This window comes from Burkholderia sp. BKH01, assembly GCF_025685725.1.
GTDB lineage: Bacteria > Pseudomonadota > Gammaproteobacteria > Burkholderiales > Burkholderiaceae > Burkholderia > Burkholderia pyrrocinia_C.
In genome coordinates this window covers 528,829-545,327 of sequence record NZ_JAOTQT010000002.1, presented here as the reverse complement: position 1 = coordinate 545,327, position 16,499 = coordinate 528,829, and the positions used below count along the sequence as shown (strand labels likewise).

Sequence of the window (16,499 nt, the reverse complement as noted above, 5' to 3'; positions counted from 1 at the left end):
GAGGCCAGTCAAGCGCCAACCCGAATTCGTCCTTCGACTTCCGTCGGCCCCCATGCGAAATCGATCCAAATTGAAGCGACTGGCTGCCATCGCGCTCGGCAGCGCCGCGCTAGCCTTTCTGTACGAAAGCACGGGCCCTCGATGGGAAACCGTTTCGTCGGAAGTCACGTGGCCGGACCCGCCGGTGGGCGGTGGGGATTTCTACCTTGACGGCAGCACGATCATGTCGCTCACGGTCTCCGATCCCGTGATTACGCTGAAGCCTGCCAGCGAGTGGAAAAGACCGATGGTCGCCGAACCCATCGAAGCGTGGATGAACAATGCGGGAGAAACGCTGAATCGACGAACCGCGAATTTCTTCCGCGGCACGATCGATCACGGGCTGCAGCGCTACTTTCAGGCGCCCGGCCAGAAAACCGCATGGTGGCATTCGCGCGACGGGAACATTCACTTGATCAGTGCCAGCTGGATGAGCTACACGTCTGCGCGTACTGCAGACGATCTCGTCCCGCATCAAACCCAAGTCTGGAAATCGCTCGACGGCGGCCACCATTGGTCACGGCTCGAATGGCCCGAGCACGAAGATATCGATCAATTCCTTTTCATCGATGCGCAGCACGGCTACGCGATCGGCTGGGGCCCTACCGTCCGACGCACATCCGACGGCGGCGAATCCTGGAAGCAGATCGCGCCACCGCCGGGTGCGGTTGTCCCCGGCGAAACTCGGCGCCAGTTCAAAGGTGTGAGCCTGGGGCCGGACGGCGTACTGCGAGTGGCTTACCATGTCGATCGATCGGCAACGGCCCCTGCCCGCAGCGTCATATATCGGCTCGCCCCGGATCAGCAGGCGTTCGTTCCGGATGCCGTCCTGCCGAACCAGACAGTCGTCCGGCTCGAGTCGACACCTGCCACGGCGGGGAGCTACGCGCTTTACGTGCTGTCCCGCCTCGACAATGAGAGCCACATCGACGCTACACGGGATCGCGGACACCGGACCGGCGTACTTTCCACATGGACGAACGCGCAACCCGAGCATGTCCGGCAAGTGGCGACGTTCGACAAGAAGCTCATTCTGGGCGGCCTCGACGTGGGCCGCGACGGCCTGCTGCTCGTGTACGCGATCGATCCCAAGCAGGCGATCGATGATCCACCGGTCGCCCAGATGTTCAGTAGCACTGATGCTGGCAAGACCTGGAAACAGACTGACGACGAGACGATCTATCGCAGCAAGTACTTCGATCCGGATACGAACACGCTCTATTCGCTGCTCGGTGCGAGACTGAAGAAGCTGTCGTTCCCGATGCGAAATACCCCTGCTTCAAAAGACTGAATCCCCTCGCTACAACCTGAGAAACCATTCGAAGATGAAAACGCTGCATTGCGCCGCGCTCTCGCTGTGGATTGCCGCCGCACCGGCAACCGCGTTCGCCGCCGGCACCTGCCCCGCCGCCGACACCGCCGCGCGCGCGGCAATCGATGCGCAGCACCGCGTGCAGCAGGTCCGCAATCCACAAGGCGACGGTGGTGGCAACGTCGATGTCTCGCCGCCGCTGCGCGACGCGCTGCGCGCATACAAGCAGGCGCTCGTCGGCGCGATCGACGCACGGCTCGCATGCAGCGACGAACACGTCGAACCGGCTGCACTGAAACGGACGCTCGCGGCCGCACTGGGCGTGCCGGCCCAGTCGACCCAGTCGGCAGCACCGAAAAACGGCGAATCGGCATTCGGCCGCAATCCGGACGTCGACGTCGAACGCGGCGGCACGTCCCGCCCGCTTCTCTTCGTGCGCGCCGGCTTCGACATCGCGTGCGGCGACGACAACCTGCTCACCGCGTACGCATGGGAAAACGGCGGCTGGCGGCGCGTGCTTCGCTGGCAGGCCGACGATTACAAGGACATCGGCGGCGCCTACGGCGGCGGCTTCTGGTTCTCGGCGCTGCCCGGCGGGCAGGTCGCGGTCGTCCACGGCACGCCGTGGTGCTCGTCTCGCTGGAGCCGGTTCGGCGCGGACGTGGTCGCACCGGCAAACGGCTCGACCGCGCAACGCACGCTGTTCCATACCGAACACGGCTACGTGATCGACGACGACGCGATCCGGTTCAAGGTGCGCCCCGACGGCTTCGAGCTGCGCACGACGGTCGGCTCGCTCGACAGCGAAGTCATGACGCGGCCGGGCATCTTCAGCTACCGCGTCGACGGCGACACCGTGCAACGCGTGCAGCCCGCGGCGCTCAACGGCCGCGATTTCGCCGACGAATGGCTGAAAGTGGACGATGCGCTTGCGCGCGAATGGAGCGAGCCCGCCGCCGCAGCGGCCGCGCTGAAAGCCCGGCAGGCGTTCAACGCGGCAAGCAAGGCGCCCGATACCGGCTTCGCGTACGGCCCCGTGCGCGGCTGCTCGGACAGCAAGGAGCGCTTTCAGGTCGAACTGGATCTGACGGGCAAGAGCGGGGAAACGGTCGCGCGGCGCTATGCGCTGATTCGCCAGGAGCGCAACGGATTCACGATGCTCGGGCTGCGCAATTCGGCCGAACCGGCCTGCCGCGGCGCGAACCTGATGCCGCAGCACTGAACATCGGGCACGCGCGGCGCAACGGCCGCGCGCAACGGTGCGGCCGGAGGATAGCGGCAAAACCGGACGGAAAGCGGCGCGCAGCCCGCGCCGTCCGACATCACTCGCCGCGTCGCGGCTCGAACACGAACGGCTGGGTCAGCAGGAACGGATTCGCCGTCGCGCCCGTCTGCGCGCAAGTCGCGTGCGTCATCGCTTCGACGGCCGCACGATCGGCGGCCGCATTGCGGCTGCTCGTCGTCACGGTGACGTTCTGCGCTTCGCCGGACGTCGTCATCAGCGCGCGCACGAGCACGGTGGCCGGACGCGCGAGCGGCTTCGCGGTGTCCGGATAGACGGCGCGCGGAATATGGCAGGTCAGCTTGCTTTCCTGCGACGACGACAGCATCGCGCAGCCGGAAAACAGCATCGCGACGGCGGGCAGGATCAGGTAGGTCGAGCGAATAGCCATGGTCGAATATCGTTCTTCAGCACTGTTCTGGACGAACGCGCCGCGCACCGGAAGACCTTGCCTCCGCATCACGTGCGTCGCACTGCGCCGCGGCCATCGGACCGGCGCCCCGTTACGGCCGCACGGCCGATCGATGCTCGGCCGCGATCCTGCCCGAAGGGCTTCCCGGATAGCCGGGGTGTTGCCTGTTCGCGCCGCCCCCGTGCCCGACGCGGGCCGGCATACGAGCGCTTGCGCGCATTGTGCACGCGCCACCCGGCCAGTGGCGGCGATTTGACAATGGTTGACGCGAATCGACGCGCCTTTGGCCGGAATCCGCGCCATTCGTGAGGTAATCGTTACCTGGCCGAATTCACGCGATTCACGCAGGGCCGATCTGCCCGACGGCTAACCCTATCGTGCATCGCTGCGCGGCAAACGCCGGAATTCCCCGTTCCGGCGGCCGCTGCGCGTTTCAATCCGAGTCGTCGTCGTCCGAGTCGTCGGCCGCATCGGCCGGCACTTCCCCGTACTTCGCGACAACGGCCGCCTTGAACGTCTTCAGCGCCGGCTGCTGGTCGCACAGTTTGTACAGCAGGGCCAGTTGCTGCGGCCAGTCCTTCAGCTCCTTCGCAAACACGTGCAGGCGCGCGACGGTATCGAGCGCGTCGGCTTCGCGGCCCGCCAGCGCCTGCAGCGCCGCATAGCGGCGCAGCACCGTCTCGCCCGGCAACAGCGCGATCGCGCGTTCATGGGCGGCGAGCTTGGCCGGCAAGTCTTCCGGCGAAATCGTCAGCAGCGTCGCCGCACCGTAATCGCCCCACGCGCCGAACAGCAGCGACGGCGCATCGCGATACTGCGCGGCCGGGTCGCTGCCGTAATACAGCACTTCCGCGCGCTGGTAGTCGCGCAGCACGGGCACCGCCGCCAGCACGCCGCCGAACGACAGCACCGCGAACAGCCCGAACGCCGCGCGGCCCGGCAGGATGCGCAGCGGCTTCACGTCGAGCAGCCCGATCACGAACATCGCCGGCAACAGGAAGAACATGTACTGCTGCGGATACTCGACCAGCGCATGCATCAGCAGGATGCCGATCAGCGCGAAGCCGAACACGCGCGTGCTCGACTGCGGCGCGCGCAGCGCACGCACGAACCACATCACGAGCGTGACGACGAGCACGCCAAGGCCGGCGAGACCGGACTTCGCGAGCAGGTCGATGAAGATGTCGTGCGAGTTGTTCGCGATCTCGACGCCACCCATCGTGCGCACGAGCGCAAACTGGTGCGACGGGAATTCGCCCCAGCCGACGCCGAGCAGCGGATGCTCGCGGAACATCGCGAGCCCGTACTTCCAAAGTGCGAGGCGCGGCGCGATCTGCCCCGCGTCGCGCATCCGGTCGGCCGCCGACTCCGCGAGATTCAGGTGATAGTGCACGTTGGCCCAGCGCACCGCGACGTTCACCGCGATGAACGCAATCGCGAGCACGGCCGGCATCAGCCATGCACGCGTATTGCCCGGCGCGCGGCGCGATTCGAGCCACGCCATCCAGAAGCCCGCGACGACCATCACCGCGACCTGCAGCCACGGCCCGCGCGACACCGTCAGCGCGAGACCGACCGACAGCACGATCGACAGCACGAACCACGCCCATACCGCGAGCCGGCGCGTCTGCACGAGATACAGCGCGCCCGCGAGCGCGAACGCGATGTAGGTGGCCAGGTGGTTCGCCTGCGCCATGTTGCCGTACGGGCGGCGATCGACCGCGACGTTGTACATCACGACGAACGGCGAGACGGCCGACTCGAGGTGAAACAACTGCACGATCTGCGTTCCGACCGCGAATACGCCGCCGACGAGCAGCGCACCGGCCATCATGCGCGAGACGACCTCGGCCAACCCGTCGCGCGCGAGCGCGTAGCCGGCCTGCATCGCGACCAGCGCGGCGGCGAGATAACCGAGCGCCAGCCAGTTCATCGACGGCACCTTGAGCGACATCAGCGCGACCTGCGCGATCAGCACCGCGGCGAACCCGAGCGGCACGACGAACGCGGCCGGCGCGGCGAACGGCTCGGCCGCACGGCTCGTCCGCGTGAGCAGGACGACCGACAGCCCCACCAGCAGATACAGCACCAGCGCGGAAAACTCGGAATAGAAGGTCGGGATCGGATACGTGTGATTCGTGATCGCGTACGGCACGATCAGGGCGACAGCCAGCGCAACGAGCGACAACGAACGGGAAAAAGTAGAGGGCATGAGCGAACCGGATGTCAGCAACCGGCGCACTATACAAAACTTTCCCCCCTCTGTGCGGGGCCGTCGCGCGGCGACCCGACGCCGCGCGACCGGCCCGGCCGGCCGAAGCGGCGGCCGGCGTGCCCCGCGCGCCGTCGCCCTCCTCCTCCGCCGGCGCTACGCGCGGCACTCCGCGGGCGCATATTTCGCCGGCAGCGTCGCAGCGGTGCCCGGCAGCGGCCCGGCCCCCGGCGCCGGCAGCGACGACGCATCCTTGCCGGCGGCGAAGCACTCCCACGCGATCGCACCGGCTTGCATCGCGCCCTTTTTGAGCGCCACGCGCGCGGTGGGCGCATCGGCCTTGTCGGGCGCGGCCGGCACGAGTACCAGCGTATTCGTGCCGGCCGCGGCGACGCGGGTCGTGAACGCGACCGTGATCTGGCCGGTCTCGCCGTCGATCGCAACCGATTCGACGTTGCGGGTAGCGGCCGGCGGGCTGTAGCCGCCGTCGAGGCTCGCGCCGCTCGCCGCGTTGTCGGCAACCGCGAGCCGCGCGGACGACGCGAGCGCGAGCCCCTCGCCGACACGCGAACGCGCGAGGTAATCCTGGTACGCGGGAATCGCATAGGCCGCGACGACGCCGACGATCGCCAGCACGATCATCAGCTCGATCAGCGTGAAGCCGGCCGGCCGCCAGCGCGGCGACGGCCGGCTCGCGCGCCGCAGATCGGCGGCAACGCGACGGAACAGTGAAACGGAAAAGGCTTCGAACATGGCAGGCTCCGGAAACGAAAAACGCCTGCCGATAAAGGCAGGCGTCTCGATCGTAGCCAGCGGGCCGCGAACCCGGCAGTCGGCCGGACGGCCAACGTCAGCGCGCGCCCGATGTGCCGCGGCGCCTCCTGAGCGCGTAACCGGCCGCCACGACGAACAGTGCGCCGGCCATGCTCGCGCCGTAGATCGCAGGTGGCGTATCGAGCACCGGCCAGCGGTCGCCGACCGGATCGTTCACGATCAGCCCGCCCGCGATCCAGCCGAGCAGCGCGGCGCCAAGCGTCACGACGATGGGGAAGCGATCGAGCATTTTCAGCACCAGCGTGCTGCCCCACACGATGATCGGCACGCTGACGACGAGCCCGAAGATCACGAGCGCGATCCGGTGCGACGGGTCGGCCTGCTCGGCCGCGCCGGCGATCGCGATCACGTTGTCGAGGCTCATCACCGCATCGGCGATCACGATCGTCTTCACGGCGTCCCACAGCCGGTCGGCCGGCTTGATGTGGTCGTGCGCATCGGCGGCCGGCGCCATGAGCTTGACGCCGATCCAAAGCAGCAGCAGCCCGCCGCCGATCTTCAGGAACGGCACATCGAGCAGCGCGACCGCGAACGTGATCAGCGCGACGCGCAGCAGGATCGCCCCCGCGGTGCCCCAGACGACGCCGCGCAGCCGCTGGTTCGCAGGCAGGTCGCGGCACGCGAGCGCGATCACGACCGCGTTGTCGCCGCCGAGCAGGATGTCGATGATGACGATCTGGAGAACGGCGCCCCAGTGCAGCGACGTCAGGAATTCGAGCATGGGGGTGATGTGCAGGATATGGCCGCCCGGCGGGCGGCCCGGTTCATCGCCGGCACATGCGCGATGCATGCCCGGTGCTTACGAATTCATTGCGCGAGCATAACAAAAAACGCCGGCGAAGCCGGCGTTTTCTGCAGGACGAACCCAGGCGGAAATATTACAGCGCTGCCTTCAGCAGGCGGCCCATTTCCGACGGGTTGCGCGTGACGGTGATGCCGCACGCTTCCATGATTTCCAGCTTCGCTTCGGCCGTATCCGCACCGCCCGAGATCAGCGCGCCGGCGTGGCCCATGCGCTTGCCCGGAGGCGCCGTGACGCCTGCGATGAAGCCGACGACCGGCTTCTTCATGTTGGCCTTGATCCACTCGGCCGCATTGGCTTCGTCCGGACCGCCGATTTCGCCGATCATCACGACCGCGTCCGTATCCGGATCGTCGTTGAACATCTTCATCACGTCGATGTGCTTCAGACCGTTGATCGGGTCGCCGCCGATACCGACTGCCGACGACTGGCCGAGGCCGAGTGCCGTCAGCTGCGCCACGGCTTCATACGTCAGCGTGCCCGAACGCGACACGACGCCGATGCGGCCCTTGCGGTGGATGTGACCCGGCATGATGCCGATCTTCAGTTCGTCCGGCGTAATCGTGCCCGGGCAGTTCGGCCCGAGCAGCAGCGTCTTGCGGCCTTCGCGGCGCATGCGGTCCTTCACTTCGATCATGTCGCGCACGGGAATGCCTTCCGTGATGCAGATCGCGAGATCCAGATCGGCTTCGACCGCTTCCCAGATCGCAGCAGCAGCGCCTGCCGGCGGAACGTAGATGACCGACACGGTCGCGCCGGTTTCTTCCTTCGCTTCCTTGACGCTTGCGTAGATCGGAATGCCTTCGAAATCTTCGCCGGCCTTCTTCGGGTTCACGCCCGCGACGAATGCTTCGCGGCCGTTTGCGTATTCACGGCAGGCGCGCGTATGGAACTGACCGGTTTTGCCGGTGATGCCCTGCGTGATGACCTTCGTGTCCTTGTTGATCAGAATCGACATGTATTTTGACCTCTGTTCGATTGGCGTCGCGTGCGAACCGCGCCGCCATGCGTGTTCATTGAGCGCGCGCTTACTTGCCTTCGGCAGCCGTGACGACCTTCTGCGCAGCTTCTTCCATGCTGTCCGCCGAGATGATCGGCAGGCCCGAGTCGGCCAGCATCTTCTTGCCGAGGTCCTCGTTCGTGCCCTTCATGCGCACGACGAGCGGCACCTTCAGGTTCACGGCCTTCGAACCGGCGATCACGCCTTCCGCGATCACGTCGCAGCGCATGATGCCGCCGAAGATGTTCACGAGGATCGCCTTCAGGTCCGGGTTCTTCAGCATCAGCTTGAACGCTTCCGTGACCTTCTCGGTCGTCGCGCCACCGCCGACGTCCAGGAAGTTCGCCGGCTCGCCGCCGAACAGCTTGATGGTATCCATCGTCGCCATTGCCAGGCCTGCGCCGTTCACGAGACAGCCGATGTTGCCGTCGAGCGAGATGTACGCGAGGTCGAACTTCGACGCTTCGATTTCAGCCGGATCTTCTTCGTCCAGATCGCGGTACGCGACGATTTCCGGATGACGGAACAGCGCGTTCGAATCGAAGTTGAACTTCGCGTCGAGTGCGATGACCTTGCCGTCGCCGGAGACGTTCAGCGGGTTGATTTCAGCCAGCGACGCGTCGGTTTCCCAGAATGCCTTGTACAGGCCTTGCAGGATGGCACGCGCTTGCGGAATCGAAGCAGCCGGCACGCCGATCTTCGCGGCGAGGTCGTCGGCCTGGGCGTCGAGCAGGCCGGTCGACGGCTCGACGATGACCTTGTGGATCAGTTCCGGGTGCTTTTCGGCAACTTCTTCGATGTCCATGCCGCCTTCGCTCGAACCCATCAGCACGATCTTCTGCGAGATGCGGTCGACGACGAGGCTGACATACAGTTCCTGCTTGATGTCGGCGCCTTCTTCGATCATCAGACGGTTGACCTTCTGGCCTTCCGGACCGGTCTGGTGCGTGACGAGCTGCATGCCGAGGATCTGGTTCGCGTATTCGCGAACCTGCTCGATCGACTTCGCCACCTTCACGCCGCCGCCCTTGCCGCGGCCACCCGCGTGAATCTGAGCCTTGACGACCCACACCGGGCCGCCGAGCTCTTCCGCCACCTTGACGGCCTCGTCAACCGAGAACGCCGGCTTGCCGCGCGGTACCGCGACTCCGAATTTCCGCAGGATTTCCTTACCCTGGTACTCGTGAATCTTCATGCGTGATTCCCTTCAGTCTGAGAGTTGGATGAAAAGTCGCTTAAGACGCTTCTTCGAATGATTTCCGTTCATTCCTTCGTGCTGCCGTCACCGGGCACGTTCGGCCGCTCCGCGCCATACCAGCGCGGGTAGTACTGCCGCACGACCTCGCCGTCGAACCGCAGCGCACGGCAGCGGCCGAGCTGGAAAGGCGGTTCGTCGCGCACGCCGTCGTGATCCGGCCCTTCGCCTCCCTCCTCGCGCACGTTCCACACGTCACCGGCGAACGCCTGGATCGCTGCCGTCGGCAGCACAGCGCACAGTTCGGTGAGATGGGAGCAGCCTGCGACACCGGACAGCAGTCGGTTCGCATCGCGGCGGAAGTGGCGGAAGAGATTGAGCCCGATGAGGGCCCGATAGGCGGGAGGGGCGGATTGACACTGACCGGGATAAGGCACCCATTCCGAAGACGCTTCGGCGTCGACGACATTGAGTTCACGATCGATAGTCACGCGCAGCCAGAGTTCGTGGATCGGCAGGCCCTGGGGCCGGATGCCCGACGCAAGCGCGACGTCGCGCGGCTTGTGGTCGGTCAGGCAGGCTTCGATGTCCCACAAGCCGTCGCCACGCTCGTAAGCTTCCGCTCGGATTGCGCGTCGATGTCGCAACTGACGGGGCACGGGCTCGGATAGCGGCATGCTGGAGATTGAGGCCGAAGAGGAAAACCCACGGATTTTAGCATATTGGGTATTTGAGACAGTTTGACGCGACGGCGGGTATTCCCGCCTGTCCGGAAGCGGTTGCGTTGCAGCAAAATCGCGCGCCACGCGCGCGACCGGCGCGATCAATCGTCGATCGGGAAATCGTCGCCGACCTTCAGCAACTTCACGATGGTCGAGCTCGAGAAGCCGCGCGCGGCGAGAAAGCGCGCCTGCTTCGCACGCTCGGCCGGCGTTTGCGGCAGTGCACCGAATTTCTTGCGCCAGACAGCCTGCGCGCGCGCCCATTCGGTCTCGCGCAACTGCGCGTTCACTTCCTCGACGAGCGTGTCGCCGACCGCATGGCGCTTCAGCTCGCTGACGATGCGTGCGACCCCGACGCGCGACGCGCGACGATGCACGAGGCTCTCGGCGAAGCGCGCGTCGGACAGCCAGCCTTCCTTCTCCAGCGCATCGAGCACCGGTTCGATGGACTCGTCTTCGCCGACATACGGCGCGAGCTTGCGCGCGAGTTCCGTGCGGCTGTATTCGCGCCTCGACAAATAGCCGAGCGCGCGGCCCTTCAACGAACGCGGCGGCTTCGACGACTTGCGTTTGCCGGTGCCCGGATCGTCGCCGGAAGCACCGCTTGAAGAAGTGCCGGACGCGCGGCGCGTGCGACGCGGATGCTGGCTGCTGCGTGTATAGACGTCTTCCGTCGCAGACGCCGACGCATCGGATGCGCGATCGCCCGGGAATCCGACACCGGATACGCGACGGCGGGACCGGTCGTGCGCGTCGAACGATTCATCGTCGTCGAACGGATCGTCCGGCGCGGCAATTTCAAACGAAACGAGGGCATCGTCGGATGCCCTCGTCGCGGTGCGGCCCGCGGCGTTGCTGCCCGCGACCCGCCGGTCGGCGCCCGAGGGCCCGGCTCGCCGGCCGGAGCGACCCGCCGTTTCGGGCGCGTCGCTCTCCTCCGGCTCGCCAGCCTGACCTCGGCGCCCGACCATCACTCTTCTTCGTCCATCGCCTCGGCTTCGTTGTCTGCACCATCGGGCATTGCGACGACACCGAGCGATTCGCGGATGCGGTTCTCGATCTCGCGCGCGATTTCCGGATTCTCGCGCAGGAATTCACGCGCGTTGTCCTTGCCCTGGCCGATCTTCTCGCCGTTGTAGCTGTACCAGGCGCCCGCCTTGTCGACGATCTTCGCCTGCACGCCGAGGTCGATGATCTCGCCCTGACGCGAGATGCCCTCGCCGTACAGGATGTCGAAGATCGCTTCGCGGAACGGCGGCGATACCTTGTTCTTGACGACCTTCACGCGGGTTTCGTTGCCGATCACCTCGTCGTTCTTCTTGATCGAGCCGATCCGGCGGATGTCGAGACGCACCGACGCATAGAACTTCAGCGCGTTGCCGCCCGTCGTGGTTTCCGGGTTGCCGAACATCACACCGATCTTCATGCGAATCTGGTTGATGAAGATCACGAGGCAGTTCGTGCGCTTGATCGTGCCGGTCAGCTTGCGCAGCGCCTGCGACATCAGGCGGGCCTGCAGGCCCGGCAGCGAATCGCCCATCTCGCCTTCGATTTCGGCCTTCGGCACGAGTGCCGCGACCGAGTCGATGACGATCATGTCGATCGAGCCCGAGCGCACCAGCGCATCGGTGATTTCCAGCGCCTGCTCGCCGGTGTCCGGCTGCGAGATCAGCAGTTCCGGCACGTTCACGCCGAGCTTCGACGCGTACTGGACGTCGAGCGCGTGCTCGGCGTCGATGAACGCGGCCGTGCCGCCGATCTTCTGCAGCTCGGCGATCACCTGCAGCGTGAGCGTGGTTTTACCGGACGATTCCGGACCGTAGATCTCGACCACCCGGCCGCGCGGCAGGCCGCCAACGCCAAGCGCGATGTCGAGCCCCAGCGAACCCGTGGAGACGACCTGGATGTCCTCGGCCACCTCGCCGTCGCCCATCCGCATGATCGACCCTTTGCCGAACTGCTTTTCGATCTGCGCGAGTGCAGCCGCCAGCGCCTTGCTCTTCTCGGCAGTCATCCCGGAGCCCTTCTTGCTTTCTTCCATGAATCGTCCTTTGCTATGATGAGCAGCGTCTGTTAAAGGCGCGCCCGCTTTCAAGCGCCGCCCACGAATGCAGACACTGTATAAAAAAACAGTGTTTTGTGCAAGCCCGCAATGCAGAGCGTTGTACACGAATAACTTCGGAGACAGCCGCGCCGGCGCGAATGCCCTGCCGGCCATCGGTCAGCAACATGCGAATTCTCATCGCCGAAGACGACAGCATACTCGCGGACGGCCTCACCCGGTCACTCCGCCAATCGGGCTATGCGGTCGACCACGTGAAGAGCGGCGTCGATGCCGATACGGCGCTGTCGATGCAGACATTCGACCTGCTGATCCTCGATCTCGGGTTGCCGAAAATGTCCGGGCTCGACGTGCTCAAGCGCCTGCGCGCACGCAATTCCAACCTCCCCGTGCTGATCCTGACCGCCGCCGACAGTGTCGACGAGCGCGTGAAGGGTCTCGACCTCGGCGCGGACGATTACATGGCCAAGCCGTTCGCGCTCAACGAGCTCGAGGCGCGCGTACGCGCGCTGACCCGGCGCGGCGCGGGCGGCGGCCCGACCGTCGTGCGGCACGGCTCGCTCGCGTTCGATCAGGTCGGCCGCATCGCGTATGCGAACGAGCGCGTACTCGATCTCTCCGCGCGCGAGCTCGGCCTGCTCGAGGTGCTGCTGCAGCGGATCGGCCGGCTCGTATCGAAGGAGCAGCTCGTCGACCATCTGTGCGAATGGGGCGAGGAAGTCAGCAACAACGCGATCGAAGTCTACGTGCACCGGCTGCGCAAGAAGATCGAGCCGAGCGGCGTCCGGATCTCGACCGTGCGCGGCCTCGGTTATTGCCTCGAAAAGGTCGCGCCCGCCGTGCCGGCCGACACGACAGCGCCCCAGCCCGCGACGGCCGGCACGCCGCTGCGCTGAAGCCGGGCGTCGCCGCGATGGCCACGCCGGCCCATTCCCGCCACCCGACCGGCGCGCCGTCGTCGGCCGCCGACGATGCGCGCGACGCACGCTACGAGAACCCGTTCGCGCCGCCCGACGAAACTGACGCGCCCGAGGCTACGCGCCCTCGCTCGCTGTTCGGCGAAATCCTCGACTGGATGCTCGCGCCGCTGCTGCTGCTGTGGCCGATGAGCATCGCCGTCACCTATCTCGTCGCGAAGACCATCGCGAACGGCCCGTTCGACCGCACGCTCGAGACCAACGCATACGTGCTCGCGCGCCAGATCCACCCGGTGAACGGCGTCGCCGAGCTGACGCTGCCGGAGCAGGCGCGCGACTTCCTGCGTGCGGACAACGTCGACAGCGTTTACTTCCAGGTGCTCGGCGCGCGCGGCGAGCTGGTCGCGGGCGAAGCCGACATGCCGCTGCCGCGCGACGAGGATCGCCCGCCGCCGGGCGTCGTCGTGTTTCGCGACGACCTGCTGCGCGGCAACGACGTGCGCGTCGCGTATACGACGGTCGCGCTGCCGCAGGCGAGCGGCACGCAGCCCGTGCTCGTGCAGGTCGGCGAGACGCTCGACAAGCGCAACGCGCTCGCGAACGACATCATCAAGGGCGTGATCCTGCCGCAGTTCGTGATCCTGCCGCTCGCGATCCTGCTCGTCTGGTTCGGGCTGTCGCGCGGGCTCGCGCCGCTCAATGCGCTGCAGGCGCACATCCGCGCGCGGCGGCCCGACGACCTGTCGCCCGTCGAGGCGCAGCGCGCGCCGCCCGAGATCGAACCGCTCGTCACGTCGTTCAACGACCTGCTCGCGCGTCTCGAACAGAACATGGCGCTGCAAAAGCGCTTCATCGCCGACGCCGCGCACCAGATGAAGACGCCGCTCGCGGGCCTGCGCACGCAGGCCGAGTTCGCGCTGCGCCACCCCGTCCCGCCCGACGTGCAGCGCTCGCTCGAGCAGATCGCGACGAGCTCCGAGCAGGCCGCGCGGCTCGTCACGCAACTGCTTGCGCTCGCGCGCGCCGAGAACCGCGCGAGCGGGCTCACGTTCGAGCCGGTCGAGATCGCCGCGCTCGCGCGGCGCGCGGTGCGCGACTGGGTGCAGGCCGCGCTCGCGAAGCGGATGGATCTCGGTTACGAAGGCCCGCCGGACGACGCGCCGCTCGACGTCGACGGCAATCCGGTGATGCTGCGCGAGATGCTCGGCAACCTGATCGACAACGCGATCCGCTACACGCCCGAAGGCGGCCGCATCACGGTGCGCGTGCGCGCCGAGCGCGCGGCGCGGCTCGTGCATCTCGAAGTCGAGGACACGGGCCCCGGCATCCCGGCCGCCGAACGCGAGCGCGTCGTCGAGCGCTTCTACCGGATCCTCGGCCGCGAAGGCGACGGCAGCGGCCTCGGGCTCGCGATCGTGCGCGAGATCGCCACGCAGCACGGCGGCACGCTGACGCTCGACGATCACGTCTACCAGCAGGCGCCCCGCCTCGCCGGCACGCTCGTGCGCGTCAGCCTGCCGCTGGCGGAAGCCGCTCCGGATTAACCCTGACGCGCACCGCGGCATCGCGACGCGATCGCATCGAAATCGGCGATTTGCCGGACGTTCGCGCCACGATCGGCGCGCGAAGCATCCGATTCGGCACGGGTTAACGCGCAGTCGTTTTGTGCGCGCGAGTCAGTGCGCCGTAAGTTTCCGTGCCAATAATCGTCGACAGGCCCGCCCACCCAAGGCGGCCGCATATCTATATCAAGGGACTTGGAGACGATTCATGGCAACGTTAGGCGGGCAAATTTCGCACGCGCCGATGACGGGCGAAGAGAAAAAGGTGATCTTCGCGTCGTCGCTCGGGACCGTGTTCGAATGGTACGACTTTTATCTGGCCGGCTCACTCGCGGCCTACATCAGCAAGAGCTTCTTCTCCGGCGTCAATCCGACCGCCGCGTTCATCTTCACGCTGCTCGGCTTCGCGGCCGGCTTCGCGGTGCGGCCGTTCGGCGCGATCGTGTTCGGCCGGCTCGGCGACATGGTCGGACGCAAGCACACGTTCCTCGTGACGATCGTGATCATGGGCATATCGACGTTCGTGGTCGGCTTCCTGCCCGGCTACTCGTCGATCGGCATCGCCGCGCCGGTGATCTTCATCGCGATGCGGCTGCTGCAGGGCCTCGCGCTCGGCGGCGAGTACGGCGGTGCGGCGACCTACGTCGCCGAGCATGCGCCGTCGAACCGGCGCGGCTTCTACACCGCGTGGATCCAGACGACCGCGACGCTCGGGCTGTTCCTGTCGCTGCTCGTGATCCTCGGCGTGCGCACGTTCATCGGCGAGGAAGCGTTCGGCAACTGGGGCTGGCGCGTGCCGTTCGTCGCATCGATCGCGCTGCTCGCGGTGTCGGTGTGGATCCGGCTGCAGCTGAACGAATCGCCGGTGTTCCTGCGCATCAAGTCGGAAGGCAAGACGTCGAAGGCGCCGCTGACCGAAGCGTTCGGCCAGTGGAAGAACCTGAAGATCGTGATCCTCGCGCTCGTCGGCCTGACGGCCGGCCAGGCCGTCGTGTGGTACACGGGCCAGTTCTACGCACTGTTCTTCCTCACGCAGACGCTGAAGGTCGACGGTGCAAGCGCGAACATCCTGATCGCGATCGCGCTCCTGATCGGCACGCCGTTCTTCCTGTTCTTCGGTTCGCTGTCGGACAAGATCGGCCGCAAGCCGATCATCCTCGCGGGCTGCCTGATCGCGGCGCTGACCTACTTCCCGCTGTTCAAGGCGCTCACGCACTACGCGAACCCGCAGCTCGAGATCGCCACGCAGAAGGCGCCGATCACCGTCGTCGCCGATCCGGCCACCTGCTCGTTCCAGTTCAACCCGGTCGGCACATCGAAGTTCACCGACTCGTGCGACATCGCGAAGAGCGCGCTCGCGAAGGCCGGCCTGAACTACGAGAACGTCGCGGCACCGGCCGGCACGACCGCGCAGATCAAGGTGGGCGACACCGTGATCGACGCATACGACGCCAAGGGGGCCGACGCAAAGGCGAAGGGCGCGGCGTTCGACAAGACGCTCGCGACCACGCTGAAGTCGGCGGGCTATCCGGCGAAGGCCGACCCCGCGCAGCTCAACTGGCCGATGACGATCGTGATCCTGACGATCCTCGTGATCTACGTGACGATGGTCTACGGGCCGATCGCCGCGATGCTGGTCGAGATGTTCCCGACGCGGATCCGCTATACGTCGATGTCGCTGCCGTATCACATCGGCAATGGCTGGTTCGGCGGCTTCCTGCCGGCAACCGCGTTCGCGATCGTCGCGGCGAAGGGCAACATCTACTCGGGGCTCTGGTATCCGATCGTGATCGCGCTGGGCACGTTCGTGATCGGCCTGCTGTTCGTCAAGGAGACGAAGGACTCGAACATCTACGCGCAGGATTGATGTCGACGCGCGGGTGGGCGGCGGTTGCCGGATGCGTTCCGGCGATCGGCAACCCGCCCTGCGACGAGGCCGACACGGGCCGCGGGCAACTTTTTTCACGCCAGCTGAAAAAAGATGTTGACAGCCAGAAGGCTCATCGGCATAATTTATTTCTTCGGCGAATTAGCTCAGTCGGTTAGAGCGACGGAATCATAATCCGCAGGTCCGGGGTTCGAATCCCTGATTCGCCACCAAACAAAACAAAGGGTTAGCTTCGGCTAACCCTTTGTCGTTTCTAGCCT

Annotated in this window: 14 protein-coding genes and 1 tRNA gene; 6 read left to right on the top strand and 9 right to left on the bottom strand. The window is 66.3% G+C overall.

What is annotated here, in order from left to right; translation table 11 throughout:
* Window positions 1–70 precede the first annotated feature (70 nt).
* Window positions 71–1,330: a WD40/YVTN/BNR-like repeat-containing protein gene (locus OEJ37_RS05400; protein WP_254624633.1), complete on the top strand. Its 1,260-nt coding sequence runs from the start codon at window positions 71–73 to the stop codon at window positions 1,328–1,330.
* Between the two features lie 34 nt (window positions 1,331–1,364).
* Window positions 1,365–2,573: a hypothetical protein gene (locus OEJ37_RS05395; RefSeq protein ID WP_263343425.1), complete on the top strand. Its 1,209-nt coding sequence runs from the start codon at window positions 1,365–1,367 to the stop codon at window positions 2,571–2,573.
* A gap of 100 nt (window positions 2,574–2,673) precedes the next feature.
* Here the strand turns inward: OEJ37_RS05395 and OEJ37_RS05390 are convergent, their stop codons facing one another.
* From OEJ37_RS05390 to recA, 9 genes are all read right to left on the bottom strand, one after another.
* On the bottom strand, window positions 2,674–3,024 hold the full coding sequence (locus OEJ37_RS05390) for a TonB family protein (protein WP_175919159.1): 351 nt from the start codon (window positions 3,022–3,024) through the stop codon (window positions 2,674–2,676).
* A 454-nt stretch (window positions 3,025–3,478) separates the two neighbouring features.
* Entirely contained in the window at window positions 3,479–5,257 is a 1,779-nt protein-coding gene (locus tag OEJ37_RS05385; protein ID WP_174419835.1) for a PglL family O-oligosaccharyltransferase, read from the bottom strand.
* A gap of 156 nt (window positions 5,258–5,413) precedes the next feature.
* A complete protein-coding gene (locus tag OEJ37_RS05380) occupies window positions 5,414–6,010 on the bottom strand; it encodes a pilin (protein WP_263343424.1) in 597 nt (198 codons plus the stop codon).
* A gap of 97 nt (window positions 6,011–6,107) precedes the next feature.
* A complete protein-coding gene (locus tag OEJ37_RS05375) occupies window positions 6,108–6,812 on the bottom strand; it encodes a TerC family protein (protein ID WP_174421724.1) in 705 nt (234 codons plus the stop codon).
* A gap of 157 nt (window positions 6,813–6,969) precedes the next feature.
* Window positions 6,970–7,851 (bottom strand): succinate--CoA ligase subunit alpha, encoded by an 882-nt coding sequence (gene sucD / locus OEJ37_RS05370; RefSeq protein ID WP_034178933.1) that lies wholly within the window; start codon window positions 7,849–7,851, stop codon window positions 6,970–6,972.
* Between the two features lie 70 nt (window positions 7,852–7,921).
* Window positions 7,922–9,088, bottom strand: coding sequence for an ADP-forming succinate--CoA ligase subunit beta (gene sucC, locus OEJ37_RS05365; RefSeq protein ID WP_263343421.1), 1,167 nt, complete (start codon window positions 9,086–9,088; stop codon window positions 7,922–7,924).
* A 68-nt stretch (window positions 9,089–9,156) separates the two neighbouring features.
* Window positions 9,157–9,765, bottom strand: a complete 609-nt coding sequence (locus tag OEJ37_RS05360) for a DUF2889 domain-containing protein (protein WP_174421723.1) — start codon at window positions 9,763–9,765, stop codon at window positions 9,157–9,159.
* Window positions 9,766–9,911: 146 nt separating this feature from the next.
* A complete protein-coding gene (recX, locus tag OEJ37_RS05355; RefSeq protein WP_174421716.1) occupies window positions 9,912–10,781 on the bottom strand; it encodes a recombination regulator RecX in 870 nt (289 codons plus the stop codon).
* A complete protein-coding gene (gene recA / locus OEJ37_RS05350) occupies window positions 10,781–11,851 on the bottom strand; it encodes a recombinase RecA (protein WP_152863095.1) in 1,071 nt (356 codons plus the stop codon). The genes recX and recA overlap by 1 nt, the downstream gene beginning before the upstream one ends.
* A gap of 188 nt (window positions 11,852–12,039) precedes the next feature.
* Between recA and OEJ37_RS05345 the strand changes: the two genes are divergently transcribed.
* From OEJ37_RS05345 to OEJ37_RS05330, 4 genes are all read left to right on the top strand, one after another.
* Complete coding sequence (locus OEJ37_RS05345; RefSeq protein WP_263343419.1) at window positions 12,040–12,768, top strand: response regulator transcription factor; 729 nt, start codon at window positions 12,040–12,042, stop codon at window positions 12,766–12,768.
* A 17-nt stretch (window positions 12,769–12,785) separates the two neighbouring features.
* Window positions 12,786–14,333, top strand: a complete 1,548-nt coding sequence (locus OEJ37_RS05340; RefSeq protein WP_174421714.1) for a sensor histidine kinase — start codon at window positions 12,786–12,788, stop codon at window positions 14,331–14,333.
* 226 nt (window positions 14,334–14,559) lie between these two features.
* The gene (locus OEJ37_RS05335) at window positions 14,560–16,218 is read left to right on the top strand and encodes an MFS transporter (RefSeq protein WP_174421713.1); all 1,659 of its coding nucleotides are present in this window, start codon (window positions 14,560–14,562) and stop codon (window positions 16,216–16,218) included.
* A 156-nt stretch (window positions 16,219–16,374) separates the two neighbouring features.
* Window positions 16,375–16,451: transfer RNA gene (locus OEJ37_RS05330), tRNA-Met, on the top strand.
* Window positions 16,452–16,499: the final 48 nt, after the last annotated feature.

Coding starts and splice junctions, on each gene's coding strand:
- OEJ37_RS05395 (WP_263343425.1), top strand. CDS start 1,365: ATGAAAACGCTGCATTGCGCCGCGCTCTCGCTGTGGATTGCCGCCGCA.
- OEJ37_RS05390 (WP_175919159.1), bottom strand. CDS start 3,024: ATGGCTATTCGCTCGACCTACCTGATCCTGCCCGCCGTCGCGATGCTG.
- OEJ37_RS05385 (WP_174419835.1), bottom strand. CDS start 5,257: ATGCCCTCTACTTTTTCCCGTTCGTTGTCGCTCGTTGCGCTGGCTGTC.
- OEJ37_RS05380 (WP_263343424.1), bottom strand. CDS start 6,010: ATGTTCGAAGCCTTTTCCGTTTCACTGTTCCGTCGCGTTGCCGCCGAT.
- OEJ37_RS05375 (WP_174421724.1), bottom strand. CDS start 6,812: ATGCTCGAATTCCTGACGTCGCTGCACTGGGGCGCCGTTCTCCAGATC.
- sucD (WP_034178933.1), bottom strand. CDS start 7,851: ATGTCGATTCTGATCAACAAGGACACGAAGGTCATCACGCAGGGCATC.
- sucC (WP_263343421.1), bottom strand. CDS start 9,088: ATGAAGATTCACGAGTACCAGGGTAAGGAAATCCTGCGGAAATTCGGA.
- OEJ37_RS05360 (WP_174421723.1), bottom strand. CDS start 9,765: ATGCCGCTATCCGAGCCCGTGCCCCGTCAGTTGCGACATCGACGCGCA.
- recX (WP_174421716.1), bottom strand. CDS start 10,781: ATGGTCGGGCGCCGAGGTCAGGCTGGCGAGCCGGAGGAGAGCGACGCG.
- recA (WP_152863095.1), bottom strand. CDS start 11,851: ATGGAAGAAAGCAAGAAGGGCTCCGGGATGACTGCCGAGAAGAGCAAG.
- OEJ37_RS05345 (WP_263343419.1), top strand. CDS start 12,040: ATGCGAATTCTCATCGCCGAAGACGACAGCATACTCGCGGACGGCCTC.
- OEJ37_RS05340 (WP_174421714.1), top strand. CDS start 12,786: ATGGCCACGCCGGCCCATTCCCGCCACCCGACCGGCGCGCCGTCGTCG.
- OEJ37_RS05335 (WP_174421713.1), top strand. CDS start 14,560: ATGGCAACGTTAGGCGGGCAAATTTCGCACGCGCCGATGACGGGCGAA.